Consider the following 26,375-nt stretch of genomic DNA (forward strand, 5'->3'; position numbering starts at 1 on the left):
GCGGGTGCCGATGGTTCGGCGGGCGTCAGTCCTCGTAGACGACGGTCACCTCGGCGGTCGTGGGTTCGGCCTGGCAGGTGAGCACATAGCCCTCGGCGATCTCGTCCGGTTCCAGGGCGTTGTTCACGCGCATCTTGGCCTCGCCGTCGGTCAGCCGTGCCATGCAGGTGGCGCAGTCCCCGGACTCGCAGGAGAAGGGCGGGGTGAAGCCGGCCCGGCGCGCGCTCTGCAGCAGGGTCTCGCCCGCGCGTTGCGGCACGGTACGGCGCTGACCGCGCAGGCCGACGGTGACGGTGCCCGGGACGGGCTCGGCCGACGACCCGGCGGCCGCCACCGGCGTGAACCGCTCGACGAAGATCCGCCCGGCGGGCGTCCCGGCCGCGAGCAGCGTGCTCTCGACCAGTGCCATGAACGGCTCCGGCCCGCAGAGATAGTGGTCCGCGTCGCCGTCGGCGAGGGCTCGTATCGCGTCGGCTTCGACCAGTCCGTCCCGGTCGTCGAGGTGATCGTGGATGCGGAGCCGACCGGGATGGCGAGCGGCCAGGGCGCCGAGTGCCTCGCGGAAGATGGCCGAGCCGACGCTCTGATGGGCCGTCAGCAGCCGGACCTCGCGGCGTGTTGTCGCCAGTGCGCTCTTGACCAGGGAGAACACCGGTGTGATCCCGCTCCCGCCGGCGTATCCGACCAGCGGCCGGTCCGTCGCCTCCGTGCGCAGGCAGAAGGAGCCGCCGGGCCTGGTGACCTCAAGGGTGTCGCCGGGCCGCAGCTCCGTGTGCATCCAGCCGGAGACCAGGCCGCCCGGCACCCGCTTCACCGTCACGCACAGCTCGCCGTCGGTGTCGGGCGAGGACGACATCGAGTAACTGCGCAGCGTGCCGCACACCTTGAAGGTCAGGAACTGTCCGGCCCGGTAGGGGAACGGCGCGTCGAGGGCGAAGGTGCGCGTGTCCGGCGTCTCGTCGACGATCCGGGTGATCCGCACCGGATGGAAGCCGTGGTCCCGTGCCATGTATGGAACTTACCTTCTCGCTATGGGAGAGTGCAATTCTCCTACAGGTGCAATGGTGACTGCGACGAGGAGATCCCCTGTCATGTCGACAACTTCCCTCGGTGCCCTGCGACCGCTGCCCCCCGGACTGCCGGCGCGTTACGAGGCCGAGGGCTGGTGGACCCGCGAGACCCTCGGCGAGCTGCTGACCGCCGGGCTGGCCACGGCGGGGGACGTGGAGTTCCGTGTGCACTCCGAGGTACGGCCGTGGGCCGGGACCTTCGCCGACGTCGAGCGGGTGGCGCGGCGGCTCGCCGCCGGGCTACGGGCGCGCGGGGTGGGCCCCGGCGACGTGGTCGCCATGCAGCTGCCCAACTGGGTCGAGGCCGCGGCCGTGTTCTGGGCCGCCGCCTTCCTGGGGGCGGTGGTCGTGCCGGTCGTCCACTTCTACGGGCCCAAGGAAGTCGGCTACATCCTCGGCGCGACGCGCCCCAAGGTGTTCTTCGCGGCCGGGCGCTTCGGCCGGTCCGAGTTCCGCCCGGAGCTGTGCACGGACGTGCCGGTCGTCGGCGTCGTGGGCCGTGACTTCGACGCGCTGCTCGCCGACGAACCCCTGGCCCGCGTCCTGCCCGTCGACCCGGACGCCCCCGCGCTCATCGCCTTCACCTCGGGCACCACCCGGGACCCGAAAGGTGTGATCCACAGTCACCGGACCCTGGGCTACGAGACCCGTCAACTGGCCGCGAGCTACCCGCCCGACCGGGGGCGGCAGTTCACCGTGGCGCCGGTCGGCCACTTCATCGGCATGATCAACGCCTTTCTCATCCCCGTCCTCGACGGCACCCCGGTCAACCTCGGCGACACCTGGAACCCTGCCCAGGCGCTCGCGCTGATGCGGGCCGAGGGGCTCACGGTCGGCGGGGGAGCGACGTACTACATGACGAGCCTGCTCGACCACCCCGACTGCACACCGGAGCACATCGCGCACCTCAAGTACGCCGGTCTGGGCGGCGCTTCCGTCGCCTCCGCCGTCACGACCCGGCTGGAGTCCCTGGGTATCGGCGTCTTCCGGGCCTACGGCTCCACGGAGCACCCGTCCGTGACCTGCACCCCCTACGACGGCCCCACCGCCAAGCGGCTGCACACCGACGGACTCCCCCTGCCCGGCGTCGAGCTGAGGCTGGCCGAGGACGGCGAGATCCTCACCCGCGGCCCCGACCTCTGCCTCGGCTACACCGACCCCGCCCTGACCGCCGCCGCCTTCGACCAGGACGGCTGGTACCGCACCGGCGACATCGGCGTGCTCGACGCCGACGGATACCTGACCATCACCGACCGCAAGGCGGACGTCATCATCCGCGGTGGCGAGAACATCAGCGCCCTGGAGGTCGAGGAGGTGCTGCTCGGCCTGCCCGGAGTGGCCGAGGCGGCCGTGGTCGCCGTACCCGATCCACGCCTGGGGGAGCGGGCCGCGGCCGTGCTGCGGATGCGCCCCGGCTGGTCCGCGCCGGTCCTGGCCGAGGTGCGCACGCACTTCCAGCGCTCGGGGCTGGCCCGGCAGAAGTGGCCCGAGGAGATCCGCGCGGTCGACGACTTCCCCCGGACACCGAGCGGCAAGGTCAAGAAGTTCGAGCTCCGGCGGAATATTGCCACTACCGCACAGTGAGAATACGATTCTCAAGATTGGTGAAGGAGGATCTCATGCCCTCTCGCGCACTCGCGTATCCGCTGTTCGACGCGGACAACCACCTCTACGAGACGCAGGAAGCGCTCACGAAGTACCTGCCCAAGGAGTACGACGGGGCCATCGAGTACGTGACCGTCCGGGGCCGCACGAAGATCGCGATCCGTGGGCAGATCAGCGAGTACATCCCCAATCCCACCTTCGACGTAGTCGCCCGCCCCGGCGCCATGGAGGAGTACTTCAAGGTCGGCAACCCGACCGGCAAGACCCGGCGGGAGATTTTCGGCGAGCCGATGCGCTCCGTGCCGGCCTTCCGCGAACCGGCCCCGCGCCTGGAGCTCATGGACGAACTGGGCATCCAGCGCAGCCTGATGTTCCCCACCCTCGCGAGCCTCATCGAGGAGCGCATGAAGGACGACCCGGAGCTGATCCACGCGGTCATCCACGCCCTCAACGAATGGCTGCACGACACCTGGTCCTTCACCTACAAGGACCGCATCTTCACCGTGCCGGTCATCACCCTCCCCATCGTGGAGAAGGCGATCGACGAGCTCGACTGGGTGGTGGAGCGGGGCGCCCGCGCCATCCTGGTCCGCCCCGCGCCCGTGCCCGGATTCGGTGCCACCCGCTCCTTCGCGCTGCCGGAGTTCGACCCGTTCTGGAAGCGGGTCGTCGAGACCGGCGTGCTGGTCGCCTTCCACTCCTCCGACAGCGGCTACGCCCGCTACGCCAACGACTGGGAGGGCAACACGCGCGAGTTCCTGCCCTTCAAGCCGAACGCGTTCCGCCAGGTCAACGAGTGGCGGCCGATCGAGGACGCGGTCTCGTCGCTGATCTGCCACGGCACGCTCTCCCGGTTCCCGGAGCTGAAGGTCGCGGTGATCGAGAACGGTGCCTCCTGGGTGGAGCCGCTGCTCGGTCGGCTGGCGGACGTGCACAAGAAGATGCCCCACGAGTTCCAGGAGGACCCGGTCGAGGTCTTCCGGCGGAACATCCACATCAGCCCGTTCTGGGAGGAGGACATGGCCCGGCTCGGCGACCTCATCGGCATCGAGCGGGTCCTGTTCGGCTCCGACTACCCCCACCCGGAGGGCCTGGCCGACCCGGTCACCTACGTGGACCACCTGGCCAAGCTGACCGAGGCCGACAAGGCCAGGGTCATGGGCGGCAACCTCGCCCGGCTGATCGACGCATGACCGCGACGATGCCGTGGCGCAGCATCCCCGAACTGGTGCGCAGCGCCGCCGACCGGTTCGGGGACGCGGAGGCCGTGGTCGACGGCGATCTGCGGCTCACCTTCACCGATCTGGCCGATCGGGTGCGGCGCACCGCCGGGGCGTTCGCCTCGGTGGGCGTCGGGCCCGGCGACCGGGTCGCGGTGTGGGCGCCGAACTCGGCCGAGTGGGCGGTGGCCGCGTTCGGCGCGCTCACCGCGGGAGGCGTGCTCGTGCCGGTGAACACCAGGTTCCGGGACGAGGAGGCCCACGACATCGTCGTCCGCAGCGGCGCCAAGGTGCTGTGCGTCCAGAACGGCTTCCTGGACCGGGAGTTCACCGGCCCTCCCGGCGTTCCCGTCATCGACGTGCGGACGGACGGGTTCCTGGGCTCCGGGGAGCCGCTGGAGCGCGAGGTCGGCGCGGACGACGTCGCCGACATCATCTTCACCTCCGGCACGACCGGCCGTCCCAAGGGCGTGATGACCACCCACGGCCAGACCCTCCGCCTGTACGCCGAGTGGTGCGACCTGGCCCAACTCCGTCAGGGCGACCGCTACTTGATCGTCAACCCGTTCTTCCACATCTTCGGCTACAAGGCGGGCCTGGTCGCCTCCGTGATCAGGGGCGCGACCGTCCTCCCGGTCGCCGTCTTCGACGTGGACCGCGTCCTGGACCTGGTGGAGCGGGAGCGGGTGACGATCCTGCCGGGCCCGCCGACGCTGTACCACTCGCTGCTCCAGACGGGTGCCGGGCACGACCTGTCCTCGCTCCGGGTCGCGGTGACCGGCTCCGCCGACATCCCGGTCGAGCTGGTCCGCCGTATCACCACCGAGCTGCCCTTCACCCACCTCATGACCGGCTACGGGCTCACCGAGGCCGGCACCGTCACCGCGTCCCGGCCCGGCGACCCCTACGAGGCCGTCGCCACGACCGTGGGCAGACCCTGCGAGGGCTTCGAGGTGCGCCTCGCCGAGGACCAGGAGGTCCTCGTGCGCGGCTACTCCGTCATGCTCGGTTACCTCGACGACCCCGAGGCGACCGCCGAGGCCGTCGACGCCGACGGCTGGCTGCACACCGGGGACCTGGGCGAGCTCGACGGCGACGGGCGGCTGAGGATCGTCGGACGCAAGAAGGACATGTTCATCGTCGGCGGCTTCAACGCCTACCCGGCCGAGATCGAGGGCTTCCTGCTCCGGCACCCGGCCGTCGCCCAGGCCGCCGTGATCGGTGTGCCCGACGCGCGGATGGGCCAGGTCGGCAAGGCGTTCGTGGTGCCCCGCGGCACGGTGACGGAGGCCGAACTGATCGCGTGGGCAAGGGAGCGGATGGCCGGCTTCAAGGTGCCCAGGCAGGTCGAGTTCCGCTCCGAGCTGCCGCTGAACGCCACCGGCAAGGTGATGAAGGACCAGCTGTCATGACCGACGACCCCCGCACCGCGTCCGGTATCCCCCTCAAGCCGGTCTACGGCCCCGCCGACCTGCACGCCGAACCCCCCTCCCCCGGCGCCTTCCCCTTCACCCGCGGCAACTACCCCACCGGCTACCGCGGCCGCACCTGGACCCTGCGCCAGTACTCGGGCTTCGGCACTCCCGAGGAGTCCAACCGCCGCTACCGCTACCTCCTTGACCAGGGCGGCACCGGCCTGTCGGTGGCGCTCGACCTGCCCACCCAGTGCGGCTACGACTCCGACGACCCGGAGTACACGGACGAGGTCGGGCGGGTGGGAGTCGCCCTCGACACCCTCGCCGACGCCGAGGTCCTCTTCGACACGATCCCGCTGGACCGGATCAGCACCAGCTTCACCATCAACGGCACGGCGGCCATTCTGCTCGCCTTCTACGTCGCCGCCGCCGAGAAGCGCGGCATCCCGCGCGCGAAGCTGACCGGGACCATCCAGAACGACATCCTCAAGGAGTACGCCTCGCGCGGCACCTGGATCTGGCCGCCCACGCCCTCGCTCAGACTCATCGCCGACACCATTGAGTTCTGCGCCGCCGAGGTACCCCGTTTCAACGCGATCTCGGTCGCGGGAGCGCACTTCCGGGACGCGGGCGCCAACGCCGTGCAGGAGATGGCGTTCACCCTCGCCGACGGGGTGACGTACTGCGAAACCGTGCTGGAACGCGGGCGTATGACCATCGACGAGTTCGCCCCGCAGATCTCCTTCTTCTTCTACACGCACGGCGACTTCTTCGAGGAGATCGCCAAGTACCGTGCGGGACGCCGGAGATGGGCGACCATCGTGCGCGAGCGGTTCGGCGCGCGGACCGACAAGGCGTGCATGTTCCGCTTCGGCTGCGTGGCCGGCGGGGCCTCGCTGTACGCGCCGCAGGCCCGCAACAACACCGTGCGCGTCGCCTACGAGGCCCTCGCCTCCGTGCTCGGCGGCGTGCAGTCGATGTTCACCGCCGCCTGGGACGAGCCGTTCGCGCTGCCCAGCGAGGAGTCCGCGACACTCGCCCTGCGCACCCAGCAGATCCTCGCCCACGAGACGGGGGTGGCACGGGTGGCCGACCCGCTGGGCGGCTCGTACTTCGTGGAGGCGCTCACCGACGCCACGGAGGAGCGGATCACCGCGATCATGGCCGATCTGGAGGCGCACGGCGGAATGGTCCGCTGCATCGAGGACGGCTACCTCCAGGGGCTCATCGCCGACGAAGCCTGGCGGCTGCACCAGGAGGTCGACTCCGGGCAACGGCCCGTCGTCGGCGTCAACCGCTTCACCGCCGAGGAGCCCCCGCCCGACCTGGCCACCTACGAACTCGACCCCGAAGGACGGGAACGGCAGCTCAAGCGGCTCGCCCAGGTCAAGGGCGAACGCAGCGGCGCAGCGGTACGGGCCCGCCTCACCGAGCTGAAACGCGCCGCCGAAGGAGACACCAACCTGATGGATCCCCTGATCGCGTGTGCCAACGCCTACTGCACGGTCGGCGAGATCGCCGGAGCCCTGCGCCAGGTGTGGGGCGAGTTCCGGCAGCCGGTGGTGTTCTGATGACCGCGCCGGTGCGGGTGCTCGTCGCAAAGCCCGGGCTCGACGGGCACGACCGCGGGGCAAAGCTGGTGGCGCGCGGGCTTCGTGACGCCGGGTTCGAGGTGGTGTTCACGGGCATCCGGTGGCGGGTGGCGGACATCGTCGCCACCGCCGTCCAGGAGGACGTGGCCGTGGTCGGCCTGTCGATCCTCTCCGGCGCCCATGTCACGCTGACCCGCCGCACCGTCAGCGGGCTGCGCGCGGCGGGAGCGCACGACATCCCCGTCGTCGTCGGCGGCACGATCCCGGCCGCCGACGTGGCGCTGCTGCGGGAGGCCGGAGCGGCGGCCGTGTTTCCCACCGGTACCCCGCTGCACGCCATCGTCGCGGACATCCGCGCACTGACTGCCCAGGAGGGCTGACATGCGAGTCGGAGTGATGAGCGGTCCCGAGCGGGGCGACGCGGCGCACAAGGCGGCGCGCATGGTCGACGACGCCCGCTGGGCCGAGGCCGCCGGTTTCGACACCGTGTGGGTGCCCCAGGTGCCCACCGACTTCGACGCCCTCACCGCCGTCTCCCTGATGGGACAGGCCACTTGGCGCATCGAACTGGGCACGGCGGTGGTCCCGGTGCACGCTCAGCACCCGGTGGCCCTGGCCCGGCAGGCGATCTCGGCCCAGGCCGCCGCCGGAGGTCGACTCGCCCTCGGCGTGGGCGCCTCCCACCACTGGATCGTCCGCGACATGCTCGGCGTCCCGTACGAGAAGCCGGCCGCCTACACCCGCGCCTACCTCGAAGTCCTCAACACGGCTTTCAGCGGCGCGAGTTCGGTGGACGTCGAGAACGACGTCTTCCAGGTGCACAATCCGCTCACCCTCGCCCCGGTAGCCCCCCTGCCGGTCCTGGTCGCCGCCCTCGGCCCGGTGATGCTGCGCATCGCGGGCGAGTACACCGACGGCACCGTCCTCTGGATGGCGGACGAACGGGCCGTGACCGAGCACGTCGTGCCGACGCTCACCAAGGCGGCGGAGGCGGCGGGTCGTCCGGCCCCGCGCATTGTGGCGGGCATCCCGGTCTGCCTCTGCGCTCCGCACGAGGTGGACGCGGCCCGGGAGCGCGCCAACCGGATCCTCGGCGAGGCGGAGGTATCGCCCAACTACCAACGGCTCCTTGAGTACGGGGACGCACGCGACGTCGGCGACCTGTGCGCGGCCGGCGACGAGGCGGCCATCGCGGCCCGCTTCCGGCGCTTCGCCGACGCGGGCGTGACCGACCTGTCCGTCCGCCTGCTGCCCATCGGTACCGGACGGGACGAACTGGTCGCCTCCAAGCTCCGCACCCGGGACGCGGTCGCGGCCCTCGCCGCGGACGTCCGGTGACCGGCGGGCCGGGCCCGCTGGCAGCGCTGCGCGTCCTGGAGGTCGGCCACATCCTCGCCGGCCCCTACGCGACCATGCTGCTCGCCGACCTCGGGGCACAGGTCACCAAGGTGGAACCGCCCGGCGGCGACCTGTCCCGGCAGGTGTCCGACGCCTACTTCGCCAGCCTCAACCGGGGCAAGCGCTCGGTCCGCCTGGACCTGACCACGCCGGGCGGCCAGGACCGGCTGCACGACCTGGTACGCGAGTCGGACGCGCTGCTCGTCAACCTCAAGCCGTCCGCCATCCGCCGCTTCGGTCTCACCTACGAAGCCCTGCAGCCCTACAACGCACGCCTGGTGTGCGTCGCCCTCACCGGCTGGGGCATGGCCGCCGGCGACGAACCCGCCTTCGACTACGTCGTCCAGGCCGCCACCGGCATCGCGGCGCTGACCGGGGACCCGGACGGCCCGCCCCTGCTGCCCGGCTACTCCTCCGCCGACAACTCGGCCGGACTCGCCGCCGCGCTCGGCCTGCTGGCCCAGGTGGTCTCGGGGCGGGGCGGACAGATCGAGGTCTCCCTGCGGGACGTGATGCTCTCCCAACTCAACTACCACGCCTCGGTCTGGCTCAACGACGGAGCCGCCCCCCGCCGCCTGGGCGGAGCGCACTCCTACTACGTCCCCGCCCAGCTCTTCCCGACCGCCGACGGCCATCTGGCCCTGTTCGTCACCCACGACGGCTTCTGGCGAACCTTCGCCGCCGAGGCCGGCATCGAGGGCTTCCCGACGATGGCCGAACGCGCGGCACGCCGCGACGAGGTGATCGCCGCGGTGACCAAGGCACTGGCCGCCGACACGGCCGTCGGCTGGGAGGCCCGCCTGCGCCCGATCCGGGTCCCCGCCGCGGCCGTCCGCACCCTTCCCGAGGCGCTCGCCCAGGCTCCGGACGCGGTGGTGGACGCAGGCGGCCACCGGCTGGTCGGCAGCCCGTTCCGCGTCACCGGCTACGAGCCGTCGTACGGGCCTCCGCCGGGCCTGGGCGAACACGGCGATACCGACACCCCCTAGACGTCATGACACTTCCTGAGCGTCACGGCACCTCCTGAGCGTCACGGCATCCCGCCGTCCACCCGTAGCGTCGCCCCGCTGGTGTACGAGGACGCGTCCGACATCAGGTAGAGCGCGGCGCCCACGACCTCGCGCGGGTCCCCGATGCGTTGCAGGGCGTGCGCGCGGACTCCCTCGGCGAGCTGTTCCGGGTCCTGCTGCCAGCCGCGGGTGGCCCACGTGGCGAACGGGCCGCACATCAGCGTATTGACCCGCACCGCCGGGCCGAGCGCCTGCGCCAGTCCCTCGGTCACCGCGTTCAGCCCCGCCTTGGCGGCCGCGTACGGCACGATCGCCGGCCGCGGCCGGACCGAGCCGGTGGAGCTGACGTTGACGATCGTGCCGCCCCCGGCCTCGGCCATTCGGGCCCCGGCCAGCACGGACAGCCGGAACGGGCCCTTGAGGTTGAGGCCCACCACCGCGTCGAACATCTTCTCCGTGACCTCGGTCAGGTCGTCGTAGACGGGGGACATCCCGGCGTTGTTGACCAGCACGTCGAGCCTGCCGAAGCGCGCGTGGACGGCGTCGACCAGGCCGGGCAGCTCGTCCCAGCGGCCCACGTGAACGGCGTACGGGAGCGCCGCGCGCCCCGTCTCCTTCTCGATCTCGGTGCTCACGGCGGCGCAGGCGTCGTACTTCCGGCTGGCGACGACGACGTCCGCGCCGCAGCGGGCCGCCCCGAACGCCATCGCCCGCCCCAGGCCCCGGCTGCCGCCGGTGACGAGGACCACCCGGCCGGAGAGGTCGAACAGCTCGTCCGCGTAGCCCATGCCCGCCTCCTGGAGCGTTCTCGATTATGAGAGTATCGTTCTCCGGTGTGCAGAATAGCATTCGGGACAGTGATGCCGAGGCGTTGCTGGACGCCGGACTGGCCCTGATGGTGACGGGCGGTGGGCGCCGGCCCCGCGTGGCCGACATCGTGGCCGCCGCGGGTCTGTCGAACGACGCCTTCTACCGCTCCTTCGCGAGCAAGGACGCCCTGGTGGAGGCCATCGTGGAGCGCGGCGCGCGCACCCTCGTCAGGTATGTCCGGCACCGGATCGCACGGGCGGCCGGGTGCGGGCCGGAGGCCCGGCTGCGGGCCGGGCTCGAAGCGGTCGTGCGGCAGGCCTCCGACGCGACCCTGGCCCGGCAGACCCGGGCGGTGCTGGCCAACGCGACCGGACACGCGCCCCGGGCCTCGCACGTCACCGTCGCGCTGGTGGACGCCCTGGCCGCGCTGTTCGCCCAGCCCGCCGCCGAGTTGGGGGCCGGCGACCCGATGCGCTCCGCCCGGACCGCGGCGGGCGCGGTCGTCGCGGCCCTGCAGTACTGGCTGTTCACCGAGGAGGTGCCGGGGCGCGCCGAGACCGAGCATCTGGTCTGCTTCCTGCTCGCAGGAGTGTGCGCTCCGGATCCCCGCAGGGGGTAAGTCCTCTTGCTGGACGCGAGAATGCCGTTCTGTTAATTTCAGAACGGCATTCTGACGGAAGGTGGATGCGTCATGTGGGACTTCAGTACCGACGCCGCGTTCCAGGAGAGACTCGACTGGGCCGCGCGCTTCGTCCGTGAGGAGATCGAGCCGCTCGACGTGCTGTTCCCGGGCAACGCCGAGCCCTACGACCGTGACAGCGAGGTCTTCCGGGAAGTGGTCCGCCCGTTGCAGCGGCAGGTGCGTGAGCAGGGGCTGTGGGCCGCCCATCTGCCGCCCTCGCTCGGCGGCATGGGCATGGGCCAGGTGAACCTCGGCCTGCTCAACGAGATACTCGGGCGCTCCAGTTGGGCGCCGATGGTGTTCGGCACCCAGGCTCCTGACTCCGGCAACGCGGAGATCCTCGCCCACTACGCGACCGACGAGCAGCGCAAGGAGTACCTGGAGCCGCTGCTCGACGGCCGGATCGTCTCCACCTTCGCGATGACCGAGCCGACCGGCGGCGCGGACCCGGGCGGCTTCACCTGCCGTGCCGTGCGCGACGGCGGGGAATGGGTGATCAACGGCGAGAAGTGGTTCGCCTCCAACTACCCCCACGCCGCGTTCGTCATCGCCATGGTGGTCACCGACCCCGACGCGCCCGTGCACAAGGGCGCCTCCATGATCCTGGTCCCGGCCGGCACGCCCGGCATGGAGATGGTGCGCGGCACGGGCATGGCCGGCGAGCCGCTCGGCGAGGGCGTCCACGCCTATCTGCGGTTCACCGACTGCCGCGTCCCCGCCGCGAACCTGCTGGGCGAGCCCGGCTCCGGTTTCCTGATCGCGCAGACCCGCCTCGGCGGTGGCCGTCTGCACCACGCGATGCGGTCGGTCGGCCAGTGCCTGCGCGCCCTGGAGATGATGACCGAGCGGATCGCCTCCCGGCGCACCCGCGGCGGCCCGCTCTCCGGCCAGCAGGCCGTGCGCCACCAACTGGCCGACACCTGGGTGCAGATCGAGCAGTTCCGCCTCCAGGTCCTGCACGCCGCCTGGCACACGGACCGGGCGGCCGACACCGGCGACCCGGCCGACGCGCGCCGGGCCCGGCTGCACGTCTCCGGCGTCAAGGTCGCCACCCCCAAGGTCCTCGTCGACGTCGCCTACCGGGCCCTGCACCTGCACGGCGCACTCGGCGTCTCCAACGAGCTGCCCCTGGCCAAGATGTGGCACTCCGGCCCCACCCTCGGCATCGCCGACGGCCCCACCGAGGCCCACCAGGACGTCATCGCCCGGCTACTCCTGAAGGACGCCACCCCGGCCGAGGACCCGCTCTTCGGCTCCTCGCACCTGCCCACCCGACTGGCCGCGGCGCGCGAGAAATACGCGGACCGCCTGAAGGAGACGGCGGTGACCTGGTGAGCTCCCAGGAGGCGCACGACGCCGACAGCACCATGTCCGACCTCGACCGCCTCAACGCCTGGCCCGGCCTCACCGAACTCCCCGGCGACGGTCCCGTCATCGCCCTCGACCCTCTCACCGGCGGGGCGCAGAACCTTCTGTTCACCCTCCGCAGGTCCGACGGCACCGAACTCGTGCTGCGCCGCCCCGGCCGGCACCTGCGGGCCGGCGCCTCCGACGCCTTCCGCCGCGAGGGCCGCGTCCTGGGCGCCCTCGCCGCCACCGACGTACCGCATCCGCACCTGCACGCCAGCGTCCAGGACGAGTCGGTGCTCGGCGCGCCCTTCTCCGTGCTGGAGAAGATCGACGGCTTCATGCCCCGGGGGCAGCTTCCCGGCCGGTACGCCGAGGACCCGGAGTGGCGGCGCACGGTCGCCTTCGCGTTCGTCGACGGCGCCGCACGGCTGGCAGCTGTGGACCCCGGCGCGCACGACCTGGCGGACCTCGGGCGTCCGGAGGGCTGGCTGGAGCGGCAGACCCCCAAGTACCTGAAGATGCTGCACGGTTACCGGAGCGACGCCGCCTACCTGGAGAGCGAGAACCCGCACGTCGACATCGTCGCCGACTGGCTGGTCGCGCACGCCCCGAAACAGGGCGCGACCGGCATCGTCCACGGAGACCTGCAGTTCGCCAACGTCATGTTCGCCCACGACGCGCCACGCCTCGCCGCCATCGTCGACTGGGAGATGGCCTCCCTCGGCGACCCGCTCCTCGACCTGGCCTGGATCCTCACCGCCTGGCGCGAGCCCGGCGACCCGCCCGGCAGCGACCCCCAACTCCAGCCCTGGGACGGCATGCCCTCCCGCGCCGAGCTCGTCGCGAACTACGCCGAGCAGACCGGCCGGGACGTGTCCGCGTTCCGCTGGTACCAGGTGCTGGCCTGTTTCCGGCTTGCCGCGCTCCTGGAGGGCAGCCACGCCCGCGCGCTGGCGGGGAAGCTGAACCACAGGATGGGGGAGGCGTTCCACGCCTACGCCGGCTGGCTGTGGGAGAAGGCGCGCCAGGAGATGGCCGCGTGAGCGCTCCGCTGGAAGAGCTGCCAATTGTCGCCGGTTGTCCGCGGCGCCGTCGTGGCTGGTCGCGCCCACGCGGCGGTAGCCGCAGATCGATACGGGCCCCGCGCCCCTTACGGGGCGCTGGAGTGCACGTCACTTCGGAGGGAACCGCAACGCCCCGTCCAAGCGGACCACTTCGCCGTTGAGGTAGCCGTTCTCGCACAGGTGCTGGACGAGGGCGGCGAACTCCTCCGGTCGCCCCATCCGGCGCGGGTGGGGCACCTGCGGTCCCCAGTACGCCTGCAGTTGGTCGGCGGCCTTGCCGTACGCGGGTGTGAGGACGGTGCCGGGCGCGATCGACACCACCCGGATGCCGAGCGGCGACAGATCGCGGGCGGCCACCAGGGTCATCGCGCTCACCCCGCCCTTCGCGGCGGCGTACGGGAGTTGGCCGATCTGGCCCTCGTACGCCGCGATCGACGACGTCGTCACGATCACCCCGCGTTCGCCGTCCTCCCCGGCCGGCGCGGTGTGGGCGATGGCCGCGGCGGCCAGGCGCAGCACGTTGAACACACCCGTCAGATAGACGTCGACCGTGGTCCGGAAGGCGGCGAGGCCCAGCGGCGCCCCGTCCCTGCCGACCAGCCGCCCGCCGGCGGCCGGACCGCCGTGGCAGTCCACCGCCGTACGGAACTCGCCCTCCTCGGCGGCCACTTCGACCGCCGAAGCCACCGAGTCCTCGTCGGTGGCGTCCGTGCGGACGTACCGCACCCCCAGCTCCTCCTGAAGGGCCTTGCCCCTATCGTCGGCCAGGTCGGCGACCACGACCCGCATGCCCGCCGCGTGCAGCCGCCGTACCGTCGCCTCGCCGAGCCCGCCCGCGCCGCCGACCACCAGGGCCGAGGAACCCTCGATGAGCATCGTCATTCCCCTCTCTTGCTAGTGAGCCTCTGAGTGTATGAGAATGGCATTCTCATGAACATAGCCGTGATCCTGGAAATGGCCGCCTCCGCGGGGGACCGGCCGGCCGTCACCGAGGGCGGCCGTTCGCTCTCCGCCGCCGAACTCCAGCGCCTCGCGCGTCATGCGGCCGCCCGCTTCCGCGACCGACCCGCAGTCCTCTACCTCGGTGCGAACCACCTTGCCTACCCCGTCGCCCTGTTCGGCGCGGCCCTGGCCGGAATCCCCTTCGTCCCCCTCAACTACCGTCTGGGAGACGAGCAGTTTGCGGCCCTGCTGGAGCGGCACCCGGGCGCCGCGTTACTGCGCCCGGAGGACCTCGACGCCCTCCTCGCCGCGTCCGGCGAAGCCGGGTGGCAGCCGACTCCCGGCGACCGGGACGCCACCGCCGTCATCCTCTACACCAGCGGCACCACCTCCGCGCCCAAGGCGGCACTGCTGCGCCACCGCCACCTGCTCGCCTACGTCTTCAACACACAGGACTTCGGCTCGGCGGGCGCGGACGACGCGACCCTGGTGGCCCTCCCGCCCTACCACGTGGCCGGGTTGATGAACCTGCTGACGAACCTCTACGCGGGCCGCCGGATCGTCTACCAGACCTCCTTCGATGCGGCGGACTGGCTGGCCACGGTGCGCGGCGAGCGCGTCACCCACGCCATGCTGGTGCCGACCATGCTCGCCCGCATCACCGCCGAACTCGGCGAGAACCGGGCCGGGACGCCCACCCTGCGCAGCCTCGCCTACGGCGGGGCACGCACCCCGCGCCCGGTGGTGGAGCGGGCGCTGCGGCAGTTCCCGGAGACCGGCTTCGTCAACGCGTACGGTCTCACGGAGACCGCGTCCTCCATCTGCGTCCTCGGTCCCGACGACCACTGGCAGGCGCTGGTCTCCGAGGATCCGGCGGTACGGGCCAGGCTCGGCTCGGTCGGCCGCCCGCTGCCCGGGATCGAGGTCGAGATCCGGGACGAGGACGGCAAGGTGCTCGAACGAGGAGCGACAGGGCTCGTCTTCGTGCGCGGCGAGCAGATCTCGGGGGAGTACACCGGGACCCGGGCACTGGACGACGGGGGTTGGTTCGCCACCCGCGACCGGGGCCGGCTCGACGACGCGGGCTACCTGTTCGTCGAGGGGCGCGCCGACGACACGATCATCCGCGGTGGCGAGAACATCGCTCCCGCCGAGATCGAGGACGTACTCCTGCAGTACCCGGGGGTGCGGGAGGCCGCCGTGCTAGGTGTCGCCGACCCGGAGTGGGGGCAGCGGCTGGTGGCCGTCCTGGTCGGCTCCGGAGACCCCGAGGACATCCGGGCCTTCGCCCGTCGGCACCTGCGTTCCTCGAAGACGCCCGACCTCGTCGTCTTCCGCCCCGAACTGCCCCGTACCCCCACCGGGAAGCTCCTGCGCCGCACCCTCGTAGCCGAACTGGAGGAGACCGCCGATGCCTGAGGCCGTTCTCGTCGCCGCCCTGCGCACGCCGATCGGCACCGCGTTCAAGGGCACCCTGCGCAGCACCACCGCCTACGAACTGGCCGACCGTATCGTCACGGCGGTCGCGGAGGGGCTGGACCCCGACCTCGTCGACGACGTGGTGCTCGCCGAGTCCCACTACGGCGGCGGGGTCGTCGCCCGGCACGCGGCCCTCACCGCCGGGCTGCCCCGGGTCCCCGGCCTCGCCCTGAACCGGCACTGCGCCGCCGGACTCGCCGCCGTACAGACCGCCGCGGCCTCGATCAGGGCCGGCATGGACCGCCTGGTCGTCGCCGGCGGAGTCAACTCCACCTCCACCGCACCCAAGTTGTCCTTCCAGGACACCGGACGCTGGGTGCCGCCCACCCACCCGGACCGCCCCGACGCGCCCAACCTCGACATGTCGATCACAGTGGGCTGGAACACGGCCGTACAGGAGGGCATCGGGCGCGCGGAGATGGACGCGTGGGCGCTGCGCTCGCACCGCAACGCCGTACGCGCCCAGGACGAGGGCCGCTTCAAGGATGAGCTCGTGCCCGTCGAGACGCCGTACGGCGCCTTCGAGGCCGACGAGCACCCGCGCCGGAACACCAGCGCGGAGCGCCTGGCCGCACTGAAGCCGCTGCACCCGGAGATCGAGGGATTCTCGATCACGGCCGGGAACGCCTGCGGAGCCAACGACGCGGCGGCCGCCCTGGCGGTCGCCGACGCGGGGCTGGGGCTTCCCGCGCTGGCCCGGGTGCGCTCCTGGGCCTCCGTGGCCCTGGACCCGGCCGAGACCGGACTGACCCCCGTGCATGCCATCCCCAAGGCGCTTCAGCGGGCCGGGATGTCCCTCCCGGACGTCGACCTCTTCGAGATCAACGAGGCGTTCGCCGTCGTACCGGTCGCCGTGATCCGTCGCCTCGGCCTCGACCCGGACACGGTGAACGTCAGCGGCAGCGGCTGTTCCCTGGGCCACCCCGTGGCCGCGACCGGTGCGCGCATGGTCGTCACCCTGGTCCACGAACTGCGCCGCCGGGGCGGGGGAGTCGGCGTGGCCGCGATGTGCGCGGGCGGCGGCATGGGCTCCGCCCTGGTACTGGAGGTGCCCGCGCCCTGATCCTGCCGGGGCCCTCACCGACGAGCCGTCCGTCCGCGAGCCGGCCCGGTCAGTCCCGGTGACGGCCTGGACCGCTGTCGTAGTCACCCGCCAGCACGGCGCCCATGCGCGGCAGCACGGCATCGGCGAACGGGGTGTGCACGCCCGTGTCCCGACCCAATTCCTGTGCCGCTGCCAGGTCTTTGCGGGCCAGCGCCTCGATGTAGTCGGCCTGCGCGCGGATGGTGCCCGCGGCGTCGAGGTGGTCGTGCAGGAGGAACAACTGGGAGGTGCCGCCGGCCACCGCCGACTCCAGCACCTCGATCAGCTTCCGCGGGTCGACGCCGCCTCGTACGGCAAGCTGTACGGCCTCCCGCACCACCGCCCAGCTCGCATAGGTCACGACATTGCGGGCGATCTTGGTGACCATGCCGGAACCCACCGGGCCGCAGTGCACCACTGTCCTGGAGAAGGACTCCAGCACCGGCCGCACCTGGTCGACCACCTCCTCGGGCCCGCCGACCATCGTCACCAGCAGTCCGTCGCCCGCCTGGGTCACACCGCCGTCGAGCAGGGTGACACCGTGCTGCTCGGCCAGTTCGGTGAACTCCCGTACCGCGGACAGCGCCACCGTGGACAGCAGGACGACGACCAGCCCCGCTCTGGCCGCGCTCAGCAGCCCCCGCTCACCCGCGAGGACCTCACGGACCTGTCCGGCATCCACCACGGCCACCAGGACCACGTCACTGGCGCGCGCCACGTCGGCAGGCGAGGCGAGCACCGGACCCACTCCGTCCAGGGAATCGGCCGCATCCGGACGGACGTCGAAGACCGACAGAGGCAGTCCCGCCCGGGCGATGTTCCTCGCCACCCCTGAGCCGATCATGCCCAGGCCGATGACACCGGCCGTGATCGTCTGCCGGGAAACCGCACGCGTTTGTGCCATCACTGAAGCCCCTTCGTCCCTGGTCGGCCAACGGTAGGCAGCGTGTGCGGGCCGCCGGGGTCGCCGTCCCTCTCAGCGGGACACCCGCTGGGGCGCTGAAGCCGTCCAGAACTACCGTGCACGGGCCGACATGGAGGAGTGCGCAGATGACGACGAACGGCGACGAGCGGTGGAACCGCGGCACCGAAGCGATAGACGCCGTCTACGGAGAGGGATTCTCGGCGACGTACTACCCACAGCCCCGAGAGATGCCCTACCATCGGGAGACCGTGGAGCATCTCTTCGGCGACATCTGGTCGCGTCCCGGCCTGTCGGTGCGCGACCGCAGACTCCTGGTGATCGGAGTGACCGCGGCCCTCGGCCGCGGCGACCTGATCCGCATCCAGGCCCTCGGCGCACTGCGCAACGGCGAACTGAGCCCGGAAGAACTGCGCGAGGGGGTACTCCAGCTGGCCTACTACACCGGGTGGGGCAACGCCACCAGCGTGGACAGGGGCATCGAGGACGCCATCGCCGATCACGAGAAGGAACGGGCCCGGGAGTAGACACGCTCCCCGGCACCACGGCCTTGGTGTGACGGGCCATCAACCCGTGAAGCTGGTTCGGTCAGTCTGTCAGGGTCAGTTCTTGCCCTTGCTGACGACCCACTTGCGGCCCACCCAGCTGCCGACCGTCTCGTAGCCGGAGCGGAAGGAGCCGAGCCAGTTGAGCTTGAGGCCGGCCTCGGCGGCGGACTTGACCGGGGTGTAGCTGCTCGCGTCGGTGGCGGAGCCGCCCGTGGTGTTCTTGGCGTAGTACGGGAAGGGGTAGACCGGGCGGGAGGCGGTGGTGTTCCCGCTGCTGTCGACCGACTTGGTCGTCAGGCTGTCGGGGGCGTCGCCCTTGGTGACCCAGTCGGTGATCGCGGTCAGTGCATCGAAGGTGTTCGGGCCCTGGCCGCCGCCGCAGTGCGCGACGCCGGGCAGCAGGAACAGCCGGGCAAAGGTCTCGGTGGCCGCCTCGCCGCCCATCACCTTCTCAACTGCCTTGTAGTAGGCCATCGTTCCCACGGCCGGGATGTGCTGGTCGCCAAGACCGTGCCAGAGGATCAGCTTGCCGCCGGCCTTCTTGAACGCGGTGAGGTCGGGGTCGGTGGCGTCGTACATGCCCTCGTTGGGCCCCATGACCTTCTTGTAGTAGGCGGCCGTGAAATTGATGTCCTTGTACGTCAGGGCCGGCTGAGGGCTGTCGAAGACCTGGTAGCGCAGGGTCTCCCGGACGAAGCTGATGTCGCCGCTGGCGCCGGTGGCGGTGGCCGGGGTGATGATGCCCGCCCAGTTCAGTTCGGAGCCGCGCAACTGGTAGCCCGGGTACAGGAGTCGGCCGTGCTCGTCGGTGGGTCCGGCGTAGATGCGGCGCAGGGTGGTGACCTGGTCGGCGGTCAGGCAGTAGGCGTCGGACGTCGAGGTCTGGCCGGTCTTGCACTGGATGGTGCCGGGGTCCCAGGTGCAGCTCAGCGGGTCGGCGATGATGCCGTCGGCGGGGGCGCCGCAGCCCTTGAGGACGGCCTTGTGGAGGTCGGCGAGGTCGGCGTTGGTGATCGTCGCCGGACCGCCGTTGAGGTAGACGGACTGGGCGGTCCAGGCGTGCGAGAAGGTGTTGAGCGCGGTGAAGTTGTTGGCCGGGGCGCCGGCGATGATGCCGTCGAAGTCGGTCGGGTAACGCTGGGCCTCGGTCAGGCCCTGGTGGCCGCCCTGGGAGCAGCCGTCGAAGTAGGAGTGGGTGGCTGCCTGGCCGTAGTACTGCTTGATGACGGCCTTGGCCGCCTGGACCAGTTCGTGGTCGGACTTGTAGCCGAAGTCGGCGCTCAGGGTCGGGTCGGTGGAGAAGAGGCCGCCGCCCACCTGGTGGCCCTCGTCGCTGGAGGCGACGGCGAAGGCGCCGCTGGTCAGCGGGACGCAGCCGGCGGAGGCGGGTGCGTTGGTGACGGTGGCGCCGCCGCACAGGCCGCCGCAGCCTAGCTGGAGGTAGTCGGCCTGCCAGCCGGTCTCGGGCAGCTTGATCTCGAAGTGCAGCTGAGGGGCGATCACGCCCTTCACGTCGCAGGCCGCCCAGTTGCCCAGCGTGTTGCTGCTCGCGGCCAGTTCGGTGGCCGAGGAGATCTCGAAAGGCACACCGGGAACGGCACTGGCGAGGTCCAGTCCCGCCACACTGGTGCAGGACATGGCAGGTGCGATCCCGGAGGCGGTGTCGCTCGCGGCGAGCGCGGCGGCCGAGGCGGGCGGCTGCGCGCTGCCGGTCTGCGCGTTGGCGAGAGCGAAGCCCGCCCCGGTCACGAGTGCGAGCGTGGCCGCCAGGGTGGCCATGAAGGAAGCCGACGTCCTCCGGCTCCATGTGGAGAGCAGGGGCATGCTCGATCTCCGTTCGATTGCTGAGTCACCACGAGTGACAGCCGGACCGAGGTGCGCGGTGACCCGGTCGATACGCCTGGCCCAGCCCACGGCTCTGCTGGGCGCAGCCTCCCGGCCCTGGTCGGCTGCAACTCAAGTGGCGGTACGGCGATGAACTTAGCCCTGGGGCCATTGCGGTCACAAGATTCGTCGACGAAATTGTCGACGATTGATGGTGAGGTGAGATCGATTCCGGCCAGAGGCGTGAGGCGTGGCGATGCGGCATCCTGACCATCCGCTTGGGAGGTGGTCTCCGGTCTTCGGCCTAGCCGCCGAACCGCAGCAGCGCCTCCTGGGCGAACGAGGCGAGGAGCATTCCGTCCTCGTCGAGGACGTCGCCGCGCCCGAAGCACCGCCCGTGTGCGGCGAGCGGGCTGTGCTGGCGCAGAAGCAGCCACCGTCCGGTGGTGAACGGGCGGTGGAACCAGACGGTGTGCGCGGTCACGGCCGAGGCGAACGCCCGGCCCGCGTCCGCCTGGGTGATGTCCTCCAGGGGGCGCAGTGCGGTGCCGATCAGGGTGAGGTCGGTGGCATAGGCGAGCAGGGCCGGTCCGAGAGCCGGCGGGGCCGTGGGGATGCGCGTCCACAGCTCGTATCCCGGCGGCTCGGACTTCACGGTGTCGAGGTCGGTGGCCGCTCGCGACTCCCAGGGCAGCAGCCCGAGTTCGAGGGCGCGCTCCGGGGCGGGCAGTGCCGGCGCCGGATCCACCGTCTGCCGGTCCGGCCCCTCCTCCCACACGTGCAGGCTCGCGCTCGCCGTCGCCACCACTCCATGGTCTTGGCGGGCGGTGAGCCGTACGGTCGCGAAGGTGCGGCCCTGCTGCGGCACATCGGTCTCGTAGCGCACCGGTTCACCCGTGCGGCCCTCGCGCAGGAACTGCGTGTGCAGCGACTTCAGGCTCTTGCCGGGCGCGGCGAGACAGGCGGCCCGCGCGAACTGGGCGAGGAACTGACCGCCGAACAGCCGCCGATAGGTGAGCTGTTGCGAGCGGCCCGCATAGGTGTCGGTGCCGTGCGGGGTGAGGTCGAGGCAGCCGAGCAGGTCCTGCCACAGGTCCGTGGTCACGTGCTTCCTCACAGGTCGACGAGTCGGCGCGTCCGTCGTTCGCGCAGCAGCAACGCGCCTGCCTCACGGGTCAGTTCGCGGGTCGAGCCGAGCAGTCCGTCGAGGACGAGGGCCCGTTTCACATGCCGGTGCAGCGGGTGTTCCGCGGTGAAGCCGATGCCGCCCAGGGCCTGCTGGCAGTGGCGTGCCGTGGTGAGTGCGGCCCGCCCGGCCGCGGCCTTGGCGAGCAGCGCGCCGGTGTCGTCATCGGCCGCGCCGAGCGCCGCCTCGGCTCCCTCCAGTGCCACATGGGCCTCGGCGAGCCGGTGCCGCAGGGCCTGGAAAGAGGCGAGGGGCCGCCCGAACTGGTGCCGTTCCAGGACGTGTTCCCGGGCCAGGTCGAGCATGGCGTGACCGGTGCCGAGCAGCCACCAGCCCAGCGCCCGACGCCCGGCGGCGAGCGGGACGGCCTCGCCCGGGCCCACCCGCCGCAGCGGCAGCCAGGGGTCGAGCGCGCTTGCCTCGGTGGCACCGTCCCGCGCCCACACCACCCACATTCCGCCCGCGTACGGCAGCGGCAGCGTCCCCCCGACGGGCCGCCCGGCCGCCCGCAGGACGACGTCGTTGAGGACCACCGCCTGCGTCCCCGTCTCCCCGAGGAGCCGGAAGACCAGGGGAACGGCGGCGTCCGGTGCCTCGGCGAGCATCTGCGTCCAGCCCAGGTCCGCGAGCGCGGTGTCGAGTGCGGCGCCGGTCGCGGCCGCCGTCATGGTCTTGCGCAGCGCTTCTTCCAGCAGGTCGCGTTCGGCGGTGTCCACTTCGCCTCACTCCTTTCCGAGGCCCAGGAGGCGACGGGCGACGATATTGCGCTGGATCTCGGCGGTGCCGCCGTAGACGGAAGCGGCCCGGGAGTAGAGGAAGCCGGTGCGCCACGCGGCGTCCTCGGCCAGTTCGACGGCACCTGGCAGGAGGTCGCGCGCGGTGTCGTACAGCCGTTGCTCGGCGGTGGCCAGGAGGATCTTGTCGACGGAGGTCTCCGGCCCGAGCCGCCCGCCCGCCGCCAGCGCCCGCTGGGTCGAGGCCGACCGGCAGCGCACGGTGTGCAGGTCCAGCCAGGCGGCGCCGAGAGCATCGGCGTCCGCCTCGCAGTCGGCGGCCAGAAGACGGTCCAGGGTGGCGTAGAGATGGGCGATTCGGTGCCAGAAGCAGGTGGACCGTTCGTGCGGCAGCAGGTCCATCGCCAGCTGCCAGCCGTCGCCGGGCCCGCCCAGCATGCGATGCGCCGGAACGCGCACGTCGTCGAAGAAGACCTCGGCGAACTCGTCGACACCGTGCATCGTGCGCAGCGGCCGTACGGTGATGCCGGGGTGATCCATGTCGACGAGGAAGGCGCTGATACCGGCGTGGCCCGGTCCTCCGGTGCGGGCCAGCAGGACACAGCGGGCCGCGTACTGCGCGAGGCTCGTCCACACCTTCTGGCCGGACACCACCCAGGCGTCCCCGTCGGGCACCGCCCGGGTGGACAGCGAGGCCAGATCGCTGCCCGAGCCCGGTTCCGAGAAGCCCTGGCACCACTGCTCCCGGCCCGACAGCAGCCGCGGCACCATCTCGGCGGCGAGCGCGGGCGGGGCGTAGTCCACGACGGTGGGCACCAGCACCTCCACCATGGACCAGATGCCCGGTTCCGCCAGTGCCCGGGAGGCGACCTCCTCGCCGAGCACCGCGCGCAGTGCACCGCTCCCGCCGAGTCCGCCGACCTGCCGCGGCCATCCGTACCGCATCCAGCCGGCGTCCCACAACGCACCGCGCACCCGGTTCAGTTGAGCGACCTGGGCATCGAGGGAGTCGTCGGGCGGCGGCGTCAGATCGTGGTGGTCCAGCCAGTTCCGCAGGCCCTGCCGGAACTCGTCGACCCTCATGGACGCGAGCGTTCGAAGGCGTGCGGTCGGCCCGAGTCATGGACACCGCTGCGGCGGATGAACGTCATGGCCCGGGTGCGCAGCCGCCATCCCGCCGGGGTGCGGACGTAGGAGTCGTTGTAGTACCCGATGCGCATCCGGTGCTCGGTGTGCTCGACGAAGCACAGCGGCTGGGTGCCGGCGGCGGTGTCGCCGTCCAGCTCGACGACCGGTGTGCCGACGAGGAAGAGGCCCTTGGGGGCGGCGGCGATCAGCGCCGGGAACTCGTCCAGCGGGTAGGTGTCGCCGAACGCGCTGTAGCTCCCGTCCGGGGTGAAGACGCCGAGCACCCTGTCCACGTCCCCGCGGGTCATGGCGACCGCGTAACGGGCGAGGAGCTGCTGGATTTCCGTCAGGTCGTCGGTGGCACTCAAGTGGCCTCCATGGTGACTGAGGTGAGAACGACATTCTCGCATGCGAGTATCACGCTCCCCGATGTCGTTGTCGACGCCTCTGTTAAGGAACCTCCCCCTTGCGAATGGTTGATTCTCCTTTAATGAGAAGCTAGTTTCCAACCCATGGATCAGTTCCTGGCCTTCACGGTGGTGGGCCTGAGCACTGCGGCCATCTACGCCGTGATCGGTAGCGGCCTGGTGCTCACCCACACCACGGCCGGAGTCTTCAACTTCGCCCACGGCGCGGCCGGGATGCTCGCGGCCTTCGCCTACTGGCAGCTGGCCGTCGGCTGGGGCTGGCCGGTGCCCGCGGCCCTGGCCGCCGTGCTCCTCGTCCTCGCTCCCGCCTTCGGCCTGCTGGCCGAGCGCGTCCTGATGCGTCCCGTACAGGCGCTCGGGGAGGCCGAACGCCTCGTCATGACGGTCGCGCTCCTCACCGGATGCATCGCGCTCGCCCGCTGGGTCTGGGATCCCAACACCCCCCGCCCGCTCGCCGCGTTCCTCGCCGGCGAACCCGCCCTGCGCCTCGGACCGGCCGTCGTCACCTGGCACCAGGCCATCACCATGGCGACCGCGCTCGCCATCGCCGGCGGCCTGTGGTTCCTGCTCCATCGCACCCGGGCCGGCACGGAGATGCGCGCCTCGGTGGACGACCGCGCCCTCGCCGGGCTGACCGGCGCCGACCCGCTGCGCGCCGGCCGGCTGGCCTGGGTGCTCGGCATCCAGCTCGCCGCCGTCGGAGGCATCCTCATCGCCCCCACCGTCGCGCTCGACGCACAGCAGCTCTCCCTGCTCATCGTCAGCGCCTACACCGCCGCCGTCTTCGGACGGTTGCGCAGCCTGCCCCTCACCTTCCTCGGCGCGGTCGTCGTAGGCCTCCTGGAGGCCTACCTCGCCGGCTACCTCCCGCAGAACGACTACCTGCCAGGCCTGCGCCTGGCCGCCCCCGCCCTGCTCCTCCTCCTGGCCCTGCTCGCCTTCCCGCACCGCCGGCTGCCCGGACGCGACCGCACCCTGGTCCGCGTACCGATTCCCGGCAGGCGCGGCGGCCTGGTCCTGGCCGGCTGCGTCCTGGCCGTCGCACTGGTGCTGGTCAGCGTGCTGACCGAGGACGAGGTCATCTCGTACGGCACCCTCTTCCCGCTCGGCGTGATCGCCCTGTCCTATGTGCCGCTCGCCGGATACGCCGGTCAGATCTCCCTCTGCCAGCTGTCCATCGCCGGGATCGGCGCGGTGGTGTGGGGGCACCTCGGCGCACACGGCGCACTGTGGGCGCTGCCGGTCGCCGTCCTCGTCGCGGCGGCCGTCGGCGCCCTGGTCGCCCTGCCCGCACTGCGCCTGTCCGGCATCTACCTGGCGCTCGGCACCGTCGCCTTCGCCACCGTCCTCGACCGGTGGATCTTCACCCTGCCGGCCTTCGACGTCCTGGGCGTGCGCATCAGCCTGTTCGATCAGGGCTCGGTCTCCGTGACCGGCCCCGACCTGTTCGGCCTGCGCCTCACGTCCCCGACCGAACTGGTGCTGTTCTCCGCCTTCTGCCTGGCCGTCACCTCGCTCGGCGTGGCCGCCCTGCGCCGCGGCCGCTTCGGGCGCCGCCTGGTCGCCCTGCGCGACAGCGAGGCCGCCTACGCCACCCTCGGCGGACGCCTGCTGGCCGCGAAGGTCGCGGTCTTCGCCCTCTCCGCCGGCATCGCGGGACTGGGCGGCGCGCTCTACGGCATGCAGCTGCAGACCGTCACCGCCGACCAGTTCAGCCTCGTCGCCGGACTGCCCGTCTTCCTGATCGCGGTGGTCGGCGGCCTCGGTTCGGTCGGTACCGGCCTGTTCACCGGACTCGCGTACGTCGTGCCCGTCCAACTGCTCGACGGACTCGGCGGCTGGGCGCAGAACCTGCCCGCCCTCCTCGTCGCCCTCGCCGGCCTGGGCTTCGCCCACAGCCCCGCCGGCGTGATCGCGCGGCTGCGCACCCAGTGGACGCCGCTCGGCCGCGACCGGCAGCTGCTGACCGCACTGCTCGGCGTACTCACCCTGTGCTGGGCCGTCGCCGTCCTCGTCCCGGCCGCCGGCCGGCCGGCACTCGCCGCCGCAGTGGTGGCCATGGTCCTGCGCAACCGTGCCGCCGCACGAGCGGCGGCACCCGCGGACGTCCCGCCGGAGTGGTGGGGCCTACGCCGCCCGTGGCGGCCCGAGGACGGGGAGGTGCTGAGCCGTGCCACCGCTGCTGCAGGCTGACGGGATCACCGTCGCGTTCGGCGGGCGGCGGGCCCTGGACCGGGTGTCGCTGGCCGCCGAGCCCGGCCGGGTCACCGGCCTGATCGGCCCCAACGGGGCCGGGAAGAGCACGCTGTTCGACACCGTCTCCGGGCTCCGCCGCCCGCAGACCGGCCGGATACGGCTCGACGGCCGCGACATCACCCGCGAGGGCCCCGCCCGCCGGGCGCGGCGCGGTCTGTCCCGGACCTTCCAGCACCTCGAACTCTTCGGCCGGCTCTCCGTCCGCGACAACCTCCTGGTCGCCGCGGAACTCGGGCCCCGACGCCGCCACGCGGCCCGTACGGCGGACGAGGTCCTGGACCGCCTCGGCCTGACCGACACGGCCCAGGCCCCCGCGGACGCCCTGCCCACCGGCATCGCCCGCCTCGTCGAGGTCGGCCGCGCCCTCGTCCAGAGCCCCCGCGTCCTGCTCCTCGACGAACCCGCGGCCGGACAGGACGCCGAGGAGACCGAGCGCTTCGCCGACCTGCTGCGCTCCCTGGCGGCCGAGGGCACGGCGGTCGTCCTGGTCGAACACGACATGAGCCTGGTCATGGCCGTCTGCGACGACGTGTACGTCCTCGACCTCGGTCAGGTCGTGGCCTGCGGCCCGCCGGCCGAGATCCAGCAGGACGAGACCGTCCTCGCCGCCTACCTGGGGGAACCATGA

General features: G+C 71.9%; 24 protein-coding genes. 15 read left to right on the plus strand and 9 right to left on the minus strand.

Annotation, left to right across the window (positions count from 1 at the left end):
- Positions 1 to 25: 25 nt before the first annotated feature.
- A complete protein-coding gene (locus ABT137_RS03550; RefSeq protein ID WP_351701747.1) occupies positions 26 to 1,009 on the minus strand; it encodes a 2Fe-2S iron-sulfur cluster-binding protein in 984 nt (327 codons plus the stop codon).
- 82 nt (positions 1,010 to 1,091) lie between these two features.
- Here ABT137_RS03550 and ABT137_RS03555 point away from each other — a divergent pair, with 82 nt between their 5' ends.
- Genes ABT137_RS03555 through ABT137_RS03585 form a run of 7 tightly spaced genes read left to right on the plus strand, consistent with a single transcriptional unit; the run spans position 1,092 to position 9,289 of the window.
- Complete coding sequence (locus ABT137_RS03555; RefSeq protein WP_351701750.1) at positions 1,092 to 2,654, plus strand: AMP-binding protein; 1,563 nt, start codon at positions 1,092 to 1,094, stop codon at positions 2,652 to 2,654.
- A 35-nt stretch (positions 2,655 to 2,689) separates the two neighbouring features.
- On the plus strand, positions 2,690 to 3,868 hold the full coding sequence (locus ABT137_RS03560; RefSeq protein WP_351701753.1) for an amidohydrolase family protein: 1,179 nt from the start codon (positions 2,690 to 2,692) through the stop codon (positions 3,866 to 3,868).
- Entirely contained in the window at positions 3,865 to 5,307 is a 1,443-nt protein-coding gene (locus tag ABT137_RS03565) for a FadD3 family acyl-CoA ligase (protein ID WP_351701756.1), read from the plus strand. Before ABT137_RS03560 ends, ABT137_RS03565 begins: the two co-directional genes overlap by 4 nt.
- Positions 5,304 to 6,881: a methylmalonyl-CoA mutase family protein gene (locus ABT137_RS03570; RefSeq protein ID WP_351701759.1), complete on the plus strand. Its 1,578-nt coding sequence runs from the start codon at positions 5,304 to 5,306 to the stop codon at positions 6,879 to 6,881. The genes ABT137_RS03565 and ABT137_RS03570 overlap by 4 nt, the downstream gene beginning before the upstream one ends.
- Complete coding sequence (locus ABT137_RS03575) at positions 6,881 to 7,282, plus strand: cobalamin B12-binding domain-containing protein (protein ID WP_089104855.1); 402 nt, start codon at positions 6,881 to 6,883, stop codon at positions 7,280 to 7,282. The genes ABT137_RS03570 and ABT137_RS03575 overlap by 1 nt, the downstream gene beginning before the upstream one ends.
- 1 nt (position 7,283) lies before the next feature.
- Positions 7,284 to 8,240 carry a TIGR03564 family F420-dependent LLM class oxidoreductase gene (locus tag ABT137_RS03580; RefSeq protein WP_351701762.1) on the plus strand — a complete coding sequence of 319 codons (957 nt, stop codon included), beginning with the start codon at positions 7,284 to 7,286 and terminating at the stop codon, positions 8,238 to 8,240.
- Complete coding sequence (locus tag ABT137_RS03585) at positions 8,237 to 9,289, plus strand: CaiB/BaiF CoA transferase family protein (protein WP_351701765.1); 1,053 nt, start codon at positions 8,237 to 8,239, stop codon at positions 9,287 to 9,289. Before ABT137_RS03580 ends, ABT137_RS03585 begins: the two co-directional genes overlap by 4 nt.
- A gap of 41 nt (positions 9,290 to 9,330) precedes the next feature.
- Here ABT137_RS03585 and ABT137_RS03590 read toward each other — a convergent pair whose 3' ends face one another.
- Complete coding sequence (locus ABT137_RS03590) at positions 9,331 to 10,098, minus strand: SDR family NAD(P)-dependent oxidoreductase (protein ID WP_351701767.1); 768 nt, start codon at positions 10,096 to 10,098, stop codon at positions 9,331 to 9,333.
- 47 nt (positions 10,099 to 10,145) lie between these two features.
- On the opposite strand from ABT137_RS03590, the gene ABT137_RS03595 reads away from it, so the two are divergent.
- The 3 genes from ABT137_RS03595 (at position 10,146) to ABT137_RS03605 (ending at position 13,195) form a co-directional block, all read left to right on the plus strand.
- Positions 10,146 to 10,739 carry a TetR/AcrR family transcriptional regulator gene (locus ABT137_RS03595; RefSeq protein ID WP_351701770.1) on the plus strand — a complete coding sequence of 198 codons (594 nt, stop codon included), beginning with the start codon at positions 10,146 to 10,148 and terminating at the stop codon, positions 10,737 to 10,739.
- A gap of 72 nt (positions 10,740 to 10,811) precedes the next feature.
- Positions 10,812 to 12,137 (plus strand): acyl-CoA dehydrogenase family protein, encoded by a 1,326-nt coding sequence (locus tag ABT137_RS03600; RefSeq protein ID WP_351701773.1) that lies wholly within the window; start codon positions 10,812 to 10,814, stop codon positions 12,135 to 12,137.
- On the plus strand, positions 12,134 to 13,195 hold the full coding sequence (locus ABT137_RS03605; protein ID WP_351701776.1) for a phosphotransferase family protein: 1,062 nt from the start codon (positions 12,134 to 12,136) through the stop codon (positions 13,193 to 13,195). Before ABT137_RS03600 ends, ABT137_RS03605 begins: the two co-directional genes overlap by 4 nt.
- 129 nt (positions 13,196 to 13,324) lie before the next feature.
- Here ABT137_RS03605 and ABT137_RS03610 read toward each other — a convergent pair whose 3' ends face one another.
- A complete protein-coding gene (locus tag ABT137_RS03610) occupies positions 13,325 to 14,092 on the minus strand; it encodes an SDR family oxidoreductase (RefSeq protein WP_351702353.1) in 768 nt (255 codons plus the stop codon).
- A gap of 54 nt (positions 14,093 to 14,146) precedes the next feature.
- Here ABT137_RS03610 and ABT137_RS03615 point away from each other — a divergent pair, with 54 nt between their 5' ends.
- Together ABT137_RS03615 and ABT137_RS03620 are read left to right on the plus strand one after the other, a co-directional pair.
- The gene (locus ABT137_RS03615) at positions 14,147 to 15,577 is read left to right on the plus strand and encodes a class I adenylate-forming enzyme family protein (RefSeq protein WP_351701779.1); all 1,431 of its coding nucleotides are present in this window, start codon (positions 14,147 to 14,149) and stop codon (positions 15,575 to 15,577) included.
- Complete coding sequence (locus ABT137_RS03620; protein ID WP_351701781.1) at positions 15,570 to 16,700, plus strand: thiolase family protein; 1,131 nt, start codon at positions 15,570 to 15,572, stop codon at positions 16,698 to 16,700. The genes ABT137_RS03615 and ABT137_RS03620 overlap by 8 nt, the downstream gene beginning before the upstream one ends.
- A gap of 49 nt (positions 16,701 to 16,749) precedes the next feature.
- On the opposite strand, the gene ABT137_RS03625 is transcribed toward ABT137_RS03620, so the two are convergent.
- Positions 16,750 to 17,625: an NAD(P)-dependent oxidoreductase gene (locus ABT137_RS03625; protein ID WP_351701784.1), complete on the minus strand. Its 876-nt coding sequence runs from the start codon at positions 17,623 to 17,625 to the stop codon at positions 16,750 to 16,752.
- Positions 17,626 to 17,771: 146 nt separating this feature from the next.
- Between ABT137_RS03625 and ABT137_RS03630 the strand changes: the two genes are divergently transcribed.
- A complete protein-coding gene (locus ABT137_RS03630; RefSeq protein WP_351701787.1) occupies positions 17,772 to 18,170 on the plus strand; it encodes a carboxymuconolactone decarboxylase family protein in 399 nt (132 codons plus the stop codon).
- A 75-nt stretch (positions 18,171 to 18,245) separates the two neighbouring features.
- Here the strand turns inward: ABT137_RS03630 and ABT137_RS03635 are convergent, their stop codons facing one another.
- The 5 genes from ABT137_RS03635 to ABT137_RS03655 all read right to left on the minus strand — a co-directional run bounded on the left by ABT137_RS03635 (position 18,246) and on the right by ABT137_RS03655 (position 23,431).
- Positions 18,246 to 19,970 (minus strand): tannase/feruloyl esterase family alpha/beta hydrolase, encoded by a 1,725-nt coding sequence (locus tag ABT137_RS03635; protein ID WP_351701790.1) that lies wholly within the window; start codon positions 19,968 to 19,970, stop codon positions 18,246 to 18,248.
- A gap of 349 nt (positions 19,971 to 20,319) precedes the next feature.
- Positions 20,320 to 21,120: an acyl-CoA thioesterase gene (locus tag ABT137_RS03640; RefSeq protein WP_351701793.1), complete on the minus strand. Its 801-nt coding sequence runs from the start codon at positions 21,118 to 21,120 to the stop codon at positions 20,320 to 20,322.
- 8 nt (positions 21,121 to 21,128) lie between these two features.
- Entirely contained in the window at positions 21,129 to 21,917 is a 789-nt protein-coding gene (locus tag ABT137_RS03645; protein ID WP_351701796.1) for an acyl-CoA dehydrogenase family protein, read from the minus strand.
- A 6-nt stretch (positions 21,918 to 21,923) separates the two neighbouring features.
- Positions 21,924 to 23,018, minus strand: coding sequence for an acyl-CoA dehydrogenase family protein (locus tag ABT137_RS03650; protein ID WP_351701799.1), 1,095 nt, complete (start codon positions 23,016 to 23,018; stop codon positions 21,924 to 21,926).
- On the minus strand, positions 23,015 to 23,431 hold the full coding sequence (locus ABT137_RS03655) for a nuclear transport factor 2 family protein (protein ID WP_351701802.1): 417 nt from the start codon (positions 23,429 to 23,431) through the stop codon (positions 23,015 to 23,017). Before ABT137_RS03655 ends, ABT137_RS03650 begins: the two co-directional genes overlap by 4 nt.
- Before the next feature lie 144 nt (positions 23,432 to 23,575).
- Here ABT137_RS03655 and ABT137_RS03660 point away from each other — a divergent pair, with 144 nt between their 5' ends.
- A complete protein-coding gene (locus ABT137_RS03660; RefSeq protein WP_351701805.1) occupies positions 23,576 to 25,684 on the plus strand; it encodes a branched-chain amino acid ABC transporter permease in 2,109 nt (702 codons plus the stop codon).
- Positions 25,662 to 26,375, plus strand: a complete 714-nt coding sequence (locus tag ABT137_RS03665; protein ID WP_351701808.1) for an ABC transporter ATP-binding protein — start codon at positions 25,662 to 25,664, stop codon at positions 26,373 to 26,375. The genes ABT137_RS03660 and ABT137_RS03665 overlap by 23 nt, the downstream gene beginning before the upstream one ends.

This window comes from Streptomyces sp. NPDC001980, from assembly GCF_040296885.1.
GTDB lineage: Bacteria > Actinomycetota > Actinomycetes > Streptomycetales > Streptomycetaceae > Streptomyces.

What these genes read in the sequence shown, in the direction of transcription:
- ABT137_RS03550 (WP_351701747.1), bottom strand. Translation starts at nt 1,009, where the DNA reads ATGGCACGGGACCACGGCTTCCATCCGGTGCGGATCACCCGGATCGTC.
- ABT137_RS03555 (WP_351701750.1), top strand. Translation starts at nt 1,092, where the DNA reads ATGTCGACAACTTCCCTCGGTGCCCTGCGACCGCTGCCCCCCGGACTG.
- ABT137_RS03560 (WP_351701753.1), top strand. Translation starts at nt 2,690, where the DNA reads ATGCCCTCTCGCGCACTCGCGTATCCGCTGTTCGACGCGGACAACCAC.
- ABT137_RS03565 (WP_351701756.1), top strand. Translation starts at nt 3,865, where the DNA reads ATGACCGCGACGATGCCGTGGCGCAGCATCCCCGAACTGGTGCGCAGC.
- ABT137_RS03570 (WP_351701759.1), top strand. Translation starts at nt 5,304, where the DNA reads ATGACCGACGACCCCCGCACCGCGTCCGGTATCCCCCTCAAGCCGGTC.
- ABT137_RS03575 (WP_089104855.1), top strand. Translation starts at nt 6,881, where the DNA reads ATGACCGCGCCGGTGCGGGTGCTCGTCGCAAAGCCCGGGCTCGACGGG.
- ABT137_RS03580 (WP_351701762.1), top strand. Translation starts at nt 7,284, where the DNA reads ATGCGAGTCGGAGTGATGAGCGGTCCCGAGCGGGGCGACGCGGCGCAC.
- ABT137_RS03590 (WP_351701767.1), bottom strand. Translation starts at nt 10,098, where the DNA reads ATGGGCTACGCGGACGAGCTGTTCGACCTCTCCGGCCGGGTGGTCCTC.
- ABT137_RS03600 (WP_351701773.1), top strand. Translation starts at nt 10,812, where the DNA reads ATGTGGGACTTCAGTACCGACGCCGCGTTCCAGGAGAGACTCGACTGG.
- ABT137_RS03610 (WP_351702353.1), bottom strand. Translation starts at nt 14,092, where the DNA reads ATGCTCATCGAGGGTTCCTCGGCCCTGGTGGTCGGCGGCGCGGGCGGG.
- ABT137_RS03615 (WP_351701779.1), top strand. Translation starts at nt 14,147, where the DNA reads ATGAACATAGCCGTGATCCTGGAAATGGCCGCCTCCGCGGGGGACCGG.
- ABT137_RS03620 (WP_351701781.1), top strand. Translation starts at nt 15,570, where the DNA reads ATGCCTGAGGCCGTTCTCGTCGCCGCCCTGCGCACGCCGATCGGCACC.
- ABT137_RS03625 (WP_351701784.1), bottom strand. Translation starts at nt 17,625, where the DNA reads ATGGCACAAACGCGTGCGGTTTCCCGGCAGACGATCACGGCCGGTGTC.
- ABT137_RS03630 (WP_351701787.1), top strand. Translation starts at nt 17,772, where the DNA reads ATGACGACGAACGGCGACGAGCGGTGGAACCGCGGCACCGAAGCGATA.
- ABT137_RS03635 (WP_351701790.1), bottom strand. Translation starts at nt 19,970, where the DNA reads ATGGCCACCCTGGCGGCCACGCTCGCACTCGTGACCGGGGCGGGCTTC.
- ABT137_RS03650 (WP_351701799.1), bottom strand. Translation starts at nt 23,018, where the DNA reads ATGAGGGTCGACGAGTTCCGGCAGGGCCTGCGGAACTGGCTGGACCAC.
- ABT137_RS03660 (WP_351701805.1), top strand. Translation starts at nt 23,576, where the DNA reads ATGGATCAGTTCCTGGCCTTCACGGTGGTGGGCCTGAGCACTGCGGCC.